The organism is Marinobacter excellens LAMA 842 (assembly GCF_001574445.1).
Lineage (GTDB): Bacteria > Pseudomonadota > Gammaproteobacteria > Pseudomonadales > Oleiphilaceae > Marinobacter > Marinobacter shengliensis.
The window spans coordinates 1-9,667 of the sequence record NZ_LOCO01000040.1; the positions used below are offsets into that span (position 1 = coordinate 1).

The following is a 9,667-nucleotide window of genomic DNA, read 5'->3' on the forward strand; positions in this document are numbered from 1 at the left end:
CCAACTGAAGCTGGTCGTGGATAACGTACAGTTTCAGGATGGAATACAGGTGGAAGATCAATCTGACAGGAACGCTGCCTGATGGTCATACACCAGATTTGACAATAACTCAATCATGGCTGGTAACGAGGTGTTCCATGCACGTACAACATCACAACGCTCATCTTCCCCGCTCGGTTCAGGCGCAGGCGGCGCGGTTGGTTTTGCAGGCGAATCTGGCGTATGGGGAGTCCAACAGTAACGGGCTTTCCTACGAAGTCTGACCCCAACTTTCGCTTGCGTCATCCTATCTACCATTAGCCAATAACGCCCCCACAAGCTAAACTAAGCTAATTGAACTAAGCAGCGCCGAAGGTGGTCTAGATGGAATCCGTCAACATGCACGAGGCTAAAACCCGGCTGTCACAACTGGTCGCCCGCGCCGCCAAAGGCGAAGCTTTCATAATTGCAAAGGCGGGCAAGCCTGTTGCCAGGGTAACCGCCTACGATTCTCCTGAAGAGAGTCAACAGAGACGATTGGGTTTCTTGGCGGGCGAATTCAAAGTACCGGACGATTTTGATCGGATGGGGCAAGACGAAATAACCGAGTTGTTCGGAGGGTGACATGAACCTTCTTCTGGACACTCACCTACTGCTCTGGGCCGCAGCGGAGCCAAATAAGTTATCCCCCGAAGCGGCAGCCATGATCAGTAACGAAAATAACAGGCTGTACTTCAGCGCCGCCAGTATCTGGGAAGTCGTCATCAAAAATGGCCTGGGGCGGCCAGACTTTCATGTTGACCCACATCTGCTCCGGCGCGGACTGGTTGATAATGGCTATACAGAATTGGCAATTTCGTCACTGCACACCTTGGCCGTTAGCCACCTGCCGGAAATTCACAAAGACCCATTCGACAGAATTCTCGTTGCCCAGGCCGAGACAGAGGGCTTCCTGTTGCTGACGGCCGATGATCTGGTCGCGCGTTATCCCGGCCCCGTTCGCCGAATCTAATTTGGGGTCAGACCCCAAGACATTTCACCCCATCAAATGTCCGGGGGTCTGACCCCACCCTAAGCCTTAGCAAACAACTCCTCAAACAAAGCCGTTCTCCGAAGCCGTTGCTCAGCCTCCTCGCGGAACAGCACTCGCTCCGGGTTCAACTCAATCAACCCCAACAGCCGGAGCAGGCGGATTACCCTGGAATCCAGTGCCCAGCGGGTTTGTTGTTCTTCGCTGGCATACGGCCGCGGGAGCGCTGAAAGGGGCAATTGCGGGAAGGCCGCCAGCATGTCGTTTATGTAGCCATCCACCGGCAACCAGTCGCCGCCTTTCTCTGCCAGCAGCCAAAAGAAGAAGGGGCCGACGGTTTGTATATCGTCCAGCCCGTCGTAATGGTCCATCCAGGCCCAGTTAAATTCAGAGAACGCCGCGGCCAACATGTCCTGGTACAGGGTTAGCCAGCCTTTGGTATCGAGGCGTTTGGCGGCGGCTTTCTTCAGCAGCAGGCGGCCCTTTTCCTTTCGGGTGTAGCCGGCCAACTCCAATAGCACACGGGTAAGCTGCACGCCAAGAATGTCCTCCTCGGAACGCACGGAACCGTACCCGGCAAAAGGCACCACAACCTCCTCGCCGGCGGCCTCAATCATGGCCTTCACCTGCTTAAGCGGCAGGTTACCTTTGCCGGTCAGGCGAATGCCCTTCTCGCCCAGCTCGTTGAACAGCACTTTTGCCATTTGCAGGATGGGTGCGGCATCCAGTTCCTGATCAACCGTTTTTGCATTGATCAGCGACTTGAACACAGACGGGCAATGCAGCGGGCTCTGCAGCAGCTCATGCATCTGGCTGGGACTTAAACCGCAAAAATCAACAGGTGGCAACGCATCAACGTCGCTCTCCGCAAACAGGGCATCCCGCTCTGGAAGCAGCTGATTGATCTCCTCCAGGTTCACAAACTCGGGATCAAACTCCCCACCCCACCACTCCTTCACACCCTCGTGTTCCGGGTGCGCGGGGTCATGCATTGCATCCAAAAACTCATAGTAGCCATGCACCCCACCCACATCCTCCGGTGGGCACTGGCGGGCGGCTTTTATACAATGGGGCAATTGCCCTTCATCGCCTACAGGCAGAATCTTCTCCAGCTTCACCTGGTGTTCCCAACTGTCGCCAAAATCATACTCATATTTGATGGCCTGGCCTTCGCGCTTCAGAACACTGCCCACCCGCAAGCGGGTTTCATCCAGAAACCCCATCATGTCGTCTTCATCCTCCGCCGGGTCGCCAATCAGCCTGCCATCCACCGCCTGAAACAAATGCAGATGCGACGCCCGCCACCCCATGGCAATCTGAATAATCCGGTGTAAATCCTGAAACGTCGCCTGCGGCGAAATCAGTAAGCGCCGCCAGATAGGCGGCCTGATGCCAGAAAGCGTGACCCTTACCTGATAAACACCCATACCCTGCGAACCCATAACCGCTCCTATTTTTGGGGTCAGACCCCAAGACATTTCGAGTCTGCAAATGTATTGGGGTCTGACCCCAAATTCAAACACCAAACTGGCACACCTTTCGCAGCACCTCCCTCAAAGCACGGCAAACCGTCAAAAAAACTGCAGACCTTTGCCGCATCGAATCATGGCTGGTAACGAGGTGTTCCATGCACGTACAACATCACAATGCTCATCTTCCCCGCTCGGTTCAGGCTCAGGCGGCGCGGTTGGTTTTGCAGGCGAATCTGGCGTATGGGGAGTCCAACAGCAATGGGCTTTCCTATGTTCAGCGGTTGAAGGCGCGGCATGAATGCCGGGAGTATCTGGACCAGGCGTTAGCCATTGAGCCCGAGAACGCAGCGGCCCTTGGCCTATTGGGCCGGGTGGAGATGGACGATGGCCAGCTGGAGAAAGCTCACACCCTGTTCAATGCCAGCCTGAACAGCCAGCCTGGGCAAGCGCAGCAGTACTGCAACCTGGGTTACTGGGCGCTAAAGAGCGAGCGCCCGGCCCTGGCGGAGGAATACTTCCTGCGGGCGCTGGAGTGCGACCGGCAATCTGCCGCCGCTTTCTGCGGTGTCGCCCACGCCAAGCGCTTGCAGGGGCAATTCGATGTGGCCTACCTTCATTATCGCAAGTTGCTGCAAACCGGCTCCCAGTGGGATTCGGTGTATTCCGGCATGCTAACCTGCGCGCAGCACCTGCAGATTCACAAGGCAGACACCGACCTGGCGCAGGATGCCATCGCCCTGCTCCGCAAAGACGGCCTGCCGCACCAGGAAATCGGCCGATTCGTCGGCGCCATCATCCAGCAGCAGTACGATCTGGACACCCCGAATGCCGAGGTGTTTCTGGATGCTGCCGCTGAAGACGAACTGCTGATTCTGGCCCTGCAGAAAACCCTGATGCCCAACGCCGCCGTGGAAGAACTGGTGGTGATGCTGCGCCGGGCGATCATGGCGGAAGTGGCGCAAACCGCCAGCCTGCGGGACGAACTTCAGCCCCTGTGCCTGGCCATTGCCGAATACGCGGACCGCACCGGTTACGCCCTGGCCGCCGAAGACGATGAAGAGCGCCTGGCAACCACGATCAACGACAGCATTGTGGCGCAATTCGCCGTGCGCGAACCGCAAGAGGCCCTGATTGGCTCGCTGATGATCAGCGCCATGTACGGTGCCCTGTTCCATCAAAGCTTTGCCATGCAGTTGGGGCAATGGAACCTGGTGGACTGGCCCCTGGCCATGCAGCCGATGATGGCCGCCAGCTATTACAGCCGCGCCGAAGAAGAAGCCATCAAACAGAATTTTGACGAAAAAGCAGAAGAGCTCTGCCTGGCAAAAACCGACGTGCCACAAGCCTGGCCGGCATGGAGCCAGCTGGCCTATCGGACGGAGACCAGCCTGAAAGCCGTGATGGCGCAGGAACTGGGCCTGAACACCGACAATCTCCCCGCCACGCTGCGAATTATGGTGTGCGGTGCACAGTCTGGCCAACGGGCCATGGAGCTGGCGCAATACCTGGACGACGTCGAAGTGATCGCGGTGGACGAATCCCTGGCCAACATCGCCAAGGCCACCCGCATGGCCCAAAGCCTGAACATGGACAACATCGTGTTCTGGCCCTGGTCCATCGCCCAGCGCTTCGTGGCCGATGGTCATCAGGTCCATTGGGTGGAAGTAGGCCGCCTGCCTTCACCGGCCATGACCAAACTCTCCCTGGCAGCACTCATCAACAGCGCCTCCATCAGTGGTGCCGTCGTTCACATGCACACCAGCATGGCCGAGCAAACCGCCGGCGACAAACAGATCCGCCGACTGATTGCAGAGCACCAGCTGCAACCCACCCGCACCAGCCTGCGCCAGCTACGCCGTATGGTGCTGGCTAACAAACAAGACACCGTCTGGGCCAACCTGCTGAAAGACGACGACTTCTACAGCCTCGGCGGCTGCCGCGACCGCTGGTTCCGCCCACAAGACGCCGCCCAGCTGAAAGAACTGCTGGCACTGGTCAGCAACGAAGTGGAATGGAAACTGGTCAAAGCCCGGGACGAAGACGGCCACAGCCTAGCCACCGCTCCCGTACAACGGCAAATCCAGGCCGAAGCCCTGGGCAGCGAGGTCCAAAGCCTCATGGGCCAGAACCTCAGCGTCTACTTCCAACGCCGCAGATAAACGTTGGGGTCAGACCCCCGGACATTTGGCAGCATCAAATGTCTTGGGGTCTGACCCCAATTTCACATGTAGGGGATGAGGGATTCGCCGTAGAGATGGAGGTCTTCGAGGATTTGCTGGTTCCTGGGCGTGAGCTCCGGGTCGGCGGCGAGTTTTTGCAGGATGCGGCCGTACTCTTCCAGTGAGCGCCAGCCTTTCTTGGGGTGCATAAGGCGTTGGCTGCGAAATTCTTCCCAGCGTTCCATTTCTTCGCCGCTCAGAGTGCCCGGGTAATTTCGGGCGCGGTAACGAAACAGCATGTCTGGCAGGCGTGCGTCTTCAAAATTCACATCCTGCTCACCCAGGGTATCTGCCGGCTGGGTCAGCAGCCAGTTCAGTTTCTCCCGGTCGGTTTTGCTGATGAAGCCACCGGCGTAGAGTTGTTCGTCCGGGTCGGTCAGGTCGCTGCCGGCGAAATCCTGCTCGAAGGCTTGAGCGATGCGGCCTGGCAGGTCTGGCGCTTGCCGCAGTTTGGCCAGGTTGGCGCGCAGCACGTCGCCGTCCAGCTCCAGTTCCGCCAGCCGTTCCGGCGACAGGGTTGACAGCATGTTGGCCGGGGCCAGCACCGGGCACTTGTTCAATTGCACACCTTTCAAAGGGAAACGGCTAACGCCCTCACCCAGCTCCGCCTGTGACGTAAATACCCGCTCACGAATCTGCTCCACGGTGGCGTTGATCAGTTCAGTGGGGTCTTCCCGCAGGTCGTACACAATCACCTGGTTCTTGTTGCTCAGACTTTCCGCCACCGGCGCCACCAGGGCACAGCATCCGCGGGTGGCCGGGTACTTGGCGGAAATATGGAACACCGGTTTCATGGCAGCGGTGTCCAGCATTTGCCGGGCGGAGTGCTTGTCTTTGTTGCTCAGAACGAAATCAAACAGCTTGGGCTGCTTCTCTTTGATCAGCTTGGCCACGGCGATGGTTGCCAACACATCAGACATCGCATCGTGGGCAGCCTCGTGGGCAATACCGTTAGCCACCGTCAGTTCCTCCAGCTTGAAACTGGGGCTGCCATTTTCTTTTTTCGGCCAGTTGATGCCTTCCGGGCGCAGGGCGTAGGTCAGGCGCACCATGTCGATGATGTCCCAGCGGGAGTTACCGTTCTGCCATTCCCGGGCGTAAGGATCGCGCAGGTTTCGGTACAGGGTGTGGCGGGTAACTTCATCATCAAAACGCAGGCTATTGTAGCCCACGGCGCAGGTGCCGGGCTGGCTAAAGGCTTCGTTGATCTGGGCGATGAATTCCGCCTCCGGAAAGCCGTCTTCCAGCGCTTTCTGCGGAGTAATACCAGTAATCAAACAGGCTTCCGGGGAAGGCAGGTAATCGTCTGTCGGTTTGCAGAAGATCACCAGAGGATCTTCGATCACATTAAGTTCGGCATCGGTGCGTACGCCGGCGAACTGGGAAGGGCGGTCATGAACCGGGTCCACGCCGAAGGTTTCGTAATCGTGCCAGTAGAAAGATCTGATCAAAACGCGGCTCCTGCAACCCGAAGAAATACCAGAAGCAGGAGTTTAGCAAACTTACGCGGCGCTTTGACGGGCATTACCCGACAACATGGCCTCAATACTCAAATGATAATCCAAAGACTCCCACTCGATGCCCGTGCCATCGCAAATAAAACGATACTCGCGAACCTGGGCAATGGAAGCTTCCTCAAGCTCCGGATACCAATGCACGGGTGTCGAAATAACACGGCCATCATCCAATTCAACATGCAGATGGCGATCATCAATGTGGACGGACTTACCTCTGAAACCAGGCATTCCAACTCTCCAGAAAATCAGACTGATGACGCTCCACAATACTTAAGCACTCCCGCAGCTCCTGATTCTTCAGATTGCTGTACTTCACTGCAAGCGTCGGCACCTCAATCTTAGCCCAACGCTCGCCTTTAAGCACATGCACGTGTGCAGGAGGGTGATCATTTGCATAAAAGAAGAACTTGAAGCCATTCAAGAGCAATAATGTGGGCATCCTTGCCTCTGTGTATATCTTAGTCACTACAACTTGTGGAATTTCCGGAAACAATCAAAACAACTTCGTCCCCATATCCACCTGATGAGTCCGCAACCGGTCTACACCCTCACCGGTCAACTGGCTCAAGTCCACCGTCATATTGGTGGGCAGGTTGATAAACACCCCCTTACCCACACTGATGGTATTGGCGCCATCCAGGCTTTGCCAGTCCACATTCTCATCACGCTGGAACCCGATGAAGAAGCCATCGGTGAAGGCTACCTCGCCCTCTGCCGCAGCTTCGTCACCTACAATGATGGAGCGCAGGTTGGTGAGCTGCGCGCAGTTCACCCCAGAAACACAGGACAACGGCTCATCGCCATTGGGCACAATACCAATGTGGGATGCGCGGTAATTCGTGGCTGTTTCACCCTCACCGGCAAACAATGCAGTATCGTAAATGGTGCCAGACTCGTCTTCCCGTACCTTCAGGCCGGGCATGGCGCCACTAAAACTGGTGGTATGAGAAGACACCGAACCCCGCGCCTGCTGGAACCCCAAACGGAAGCCCGCCAGGCCCTGGGCATCCTCAGCCAGCTCGATATAAGGCCGCTGGGCCTCAAAGGGAATAACCTCGCCTTCATTATAGGTTCGGCCATTGAATACTTCGCCGTTGGCACGGGCGATATGCCCCAACGCCAGGTGACTTGCTGAAAAATCGGTGCCGCCATCAATCTGGCCCACCTGAATATCATCCACATTGACTCGCGTTTCCACGTCCATACCCAGGGTCATCCGGGTGAAGTCATGGTTTTCGCCGGCAATGTTTTCTATCTGCATAAAGGCCTGCCCGGTCACCTCACCCATTGCATCATCTGAAATGGGCTTAAGATCGGCCTGGGCAACGGGCGAAATACCCAGGCAGAACGTGGCAAGGGCAGCGTATCCATACGCTTGCGTCTTCATATTAGTGTCTCTGATTGTTTTTGTGAGTCAGTTTCCGACGCCGACTCATGCCGCCCGCTTATTCTGTTTTTTCGGTGCTGGCATACGGCCACGTTATTCTATGTAACGTTCTGTGTCTTTTTGACCGTCACCAGACTATAACGGAGGCCCGCGCGTACATAGAGTGACCAAAATCACATTCACCCATTACGTAGATGTCATTTCCTCTTCAAGCATGATCGCCATCACAGGATTACACTTATCCTCACCTGCCCAAAGCAGGGAAGAAACAAGAACCAGAGCACCGGAAATCAGTGATGTAGCCTATAGATACACATCATCCGGCACTGCTATACTGAATCACTTTACCCATGGCACTGATCAATCACCGATGTCTACCCAGATCCTGATTTGCGACGACTCCGCCCTCGCCCGCAAGCAAATGGCCCGGGCACTGCCTGCTGGCCTGGCGGATGACATCCGGTTCGCCACCAACGGCGCAGAGGCGCTGCAGATTCTTCGCGACCACAAGGCCGAGCTTCTGTTTCTGGATCTCAACATGCCAGAAATGGACGGCTATCAGGTACTTGAGCATATCCGCAAGGAAGACCTCCCGGTCCTCACCATTGTGGTCTCCGGCGACATTCAGCCGGAGGCCCGGGAACGCGTTCGTAAACTGGGTGCCATCGACTTCATCAAAAAGCCCACAGACACCGGCCTTGTTACCAGGTTGCTCGAAGAGTACGGCTTCTACCGCCCCGGCGAATTGGAAACCGCAGCGCTGAAGGATTCCTCCCTGCGCAGCACCGTTACCCAAGCGCGGGAAATCTCCGTCAGCCTGAACGATTACCTGCAGGAAATCGCCAACGTGGCCATGGGCCGCTCGTCTGACCTCCTGGCCCGGCTACTCAGGGTGTTCGTAAAGCAGCCGATCCCGAAAGTGGCGTTTATCGCCAATTCCGAACTGCATATGGCCATCTCCGCCGCCCAGCAAGGTGAAGCCTACTCCGCCGTGTGCCAGGGATTTACCGGCGCCGGTCTTGCGGGCGAGGCACTGCTGTTGTTCGAAGACGCCAGCTTTCAGGAAATGGCCGAACTGCTGCATTACGATGTGGTCGAGGGCGAAGCCGTTAACGTGGAAGTGCTGATGGACATGTCCAGCATCCTGTTCGGCGCTTTCCTGAACGGCATTGGCGATCAGCTGGATCTAAAACTTGGCCTGGGCCATCCCAGCGTTCTGGGCCAACATCGCCCCATCAACGAATTGCTGGAACACCACAGCAAGCGGGAAGAACAACTTCTTTGTATCGAAATCAGCTACGCCATCGAAAACCGCGATATTCATTGCGATATGCTGATACTGTTCACCGAAGACTCGGTGCCCTTCCTTGAAAAACGCCTCGAATACCTGGTGGATTGACCATGGCCTTTCAGAATCCGGAAGCAGACGCCTTTCACTGGCTGGTAGACATGTTCGAATCGGTCGAGGTTGGCCTCGTTGTGCTGGACCTCGATTTCCGCGTACAGGCATGGAATGGCTTTATGGAACATCACAGCGGTATTACCGGCAGCCAGATCAAAGACAAGATACTGTTCGACGTCTTCCCGGATATCCCGCAAGCCTGGCTCACTCGCAAAGTCGATGCCGTGGCCATGCTGAACACCCGGGCGTTCACCTCCTGGGAACAACGCCCCTACCTGTTCAAGTTCCGGAACACCCGGCCCATCACTGGCACAGAAGAGTACATGTTCCAGAACCTCACCATCAGCCCGCTCACAGCGAGCAATGGCGAAGTTAACAAAGTATGCCTGCTAATCTATGACGTCACCGAATTTGCCAGTAGCAAGCGGGCCCTGGAACGGGCCAACGAGAAGCTGGCCAAACTCAGCATGACAGACCGCCTGACCGGCCTGCTCAACCGTGGCACCTGGGAAAACCTGGTAGACGCGGAATACGAACGCTATCGCCGCTATGGCCAGGCCACCACCGGCGATTTTCAACCCAGTTGTCCAAATGACCGCGTTTAAGCGGCCAATTTATTACGCTCAATTTCCTGCAATTTGCCAGGGTTGAGCGAGACCGG

General features: G+C 56.6%; 10 protein-coding genes and 1 pseudogene. 6 read left to right on the top strand and 5 right to left on the bottom strand.

Annotation, left to right across the window (positions count from 1 at the left end; all coding sequences use genetic code 11):
- Nucleotides 1-137: 137 nt before the first annotated feature.
- The 3 genes from J122_RS25970 (at nucleotide 138) to J122_RS19550 (ending at nucleotide 991) form a co-directional block, all read left to right on the top strand.
- Nucleotides 138-263: a hypothetical protein gene (locus tag J122_RS25970; protein WP_264753587.1), complete on the top strand. Its 126-nt coding sequence runs from the start codon at nucleotides 138-140 to the stop codon at nucleotides 261-263.
- A gap of 100 nt (nucleotides 264-363) precedes the next feature.
- A complete protein-coding gene (locus J122_RS19545) occupies nucleotides 364-603 on the top strand; it encodes a type II toxin-antitoxin system Phd/YefM family antitoxin (protein WP_061333890.1) in 240 nt (79 codons plus the stop codon).
- Nucleotide 604: 1 nt separating this feature from the next.
- Nucleotides 605-991, top strand: coding sequence for a type II toxin-antitoxin system VapC family toxin (locus J122_RS19550; RefSeq protein ID WP_061333892.1), 387 nt, complete (start codon nucleotides 605-607; stop codon nucleotides 989-991).
- Nucleotides 992-1,050: 59 nt separating this feature from the next.
- On the opposite strand, the gene J122_RS19555 is transcribed toward J122_RS19550, so the two are convergent.
- On the bottom strand, nucleotides 1,051-2,451 hold the full coding sequence (locus tag J122_RS19555) for a plasmid pRiA4b ORF-3 family protein (RefSeq protein WP_061333894.1): 1,401 nt from the start codon (nucleotides 2,449-2,451) through the stop codon (nucleotides 1,051-1,053).
- 185 nt (nucleotides 2,452-2,636) lie between these two features.
- On the opposite strand from J122_RS19555, the gene J122_RS19560 reads away from it, so the two are divergent.
- On the top strand, nucleotides 2,637-4,640 hold the full coding sequence (locus tag J122_RS19560) for a tetratricopeptide repeat protein (protein WP_061333896.1): 2,004 nt from the start codon (nucleotides 2,637-2,639) through the stop codon (nucleotides 4,638-4,640).
- Nucleotides 4,641-4,702: 62 nt separating this feature from the next.
- On the opposite strand, the gene sbcB is transcribed toward J122_RS19560, so the two are convergent.
- From sbcB to J122_RS19580, 4 genes are read right to left on the bottom strand one after another with little or no spacing between them, the layout of a single operon-like run.
- A complete protein-coding gene (gene sbcB / locus J122_RS19565) occupies nucleotides 4,703-6,151 on the bottom strand; it encodes an exodeoxyribonuclease I (RefSeq protein ID WP_061333897.1) in 1,449 nt (482 codons plus the stop codon).
- Nucleotides 6,152-6,202: 51 nt separating this feature from the next.
- Nucleotides 6,203-6,445 carry a DUF2442 domain-containing protein gene (locus J122_RS19570; protein ID WP_061333900.1) on the bottom strand — a complete coding sequence of 81 codons (243 nt, stop codon included), beginning with the start codon at nucleotides 6,443-6,445 and terminating at the stop codon, nucleotides 6,203-6,205.
- Entirely contained in the window at nucleotides 6,426-6,656 is a 231-nt protein-coding gene (locus J122_RS19575) for a DUF4160 domain-containing protein (RefSeq protein WP_061333902.1), read from the bottom strand. Before J122_RS19575 ends, J122_RS19570 begins: the two co-directional genes overlap by 20 nt.
- Nucleotides 6,657-6,710: 54 nt before the next feature.
- Entirely contained in the window at nucleotides 6,711-7,604 is an 894-nt protein-coding gene (locus J122_RS19580; protein WP_061333904.1) for a DUF6160 family protein, read from the bottom strand.
- A 370-nt stretch (nucleotides 7,605-7,974) separates the two neighbouring features.
- Here J122_RS19580 and J122_RS19585 point away from each other — a divergent pair, with 370 nt between their 5' ends.
- Nucleotides 7,975-9,003, top strand: a complete 1,029-nt coding sequence (locus J122_RS19585; protein WP_061333906.1) for a response regulator — start codon at nucleotides 7,975-7,977, stop codon at nucleotides 9,001-9,003.
- A 2-nt stretch (nucleotides 9,004-9,005) separates the two neighbouring features.
- Nucleotides 9,006-9,572: pseudogene (locus J122_RS19590) on the top strand (PAS domain-containing protein); the annotation flags it as partial.
- Nucleotides 9,573-9,667 lie beyond the last annotated feature (95 nt).

Coding starts and splice junctions, on each gene's coding strand:
- J122_RS25970 (WP_264753587.1), top strand. CDS start 138: ATGCACGTACAACATCACAACGCTCATCTTCCCCGCTCGGTTCAGGCG.
- J122_RS19545 (WP_061333890.1), top strand. CDS start 364: ATGGAATCCGTCAACATGCACGAGGCTAAAACCCGGCTGTCACAACTG.
- J122_RS19550 (WP_061333892.1), top strand. CDS start 605: ATGAACCTTCTTCTGGACACTCACCTACTGCTCTGGGCCGCAGCGGAG.
- J122_RS19555 (WP_061333894.1), bottom strand. CDS start 2,451: ATGGGTTCGCAGGGTATGGGTGTTTATCAGGTAAGGGTCACGCTTTCT.
- J122_RS19560 (WP_061333896.1), top strand. CDS start 2,637: ATGCACGTACAACATCACAATGCTCATCTTCCCCGCTCGGTTCAGGCT.
- J122_RS19570 (WP_061333900.1), bottom strand. CDS start 6,445: ATGCCTGGTTTCAGAGGTAAGTCCGTCCACATTGATGATCGCCATCTG.
- J122_RS19575 (WP_061333902.1), bottom strand. CDS start 6,656: ATGCCCACATTATTGCTCTTGAATGGCTTCAAGTTCTTCTTTTATGCA.
- J122_RS19580 (WP_061333904.1), bottom strand. CDS start 7,604: ATGAAGACGCAAGCGTATGGATACGCTGCCCTTGCCACGTTCTGCCTG.
- J122_RS19585 (WP_061333906.1), top strand. CDS start 7,975: ATGTCTACCCAGATCCTGATTTGCGACGACTCCGCCCTCGCCCGCAAG.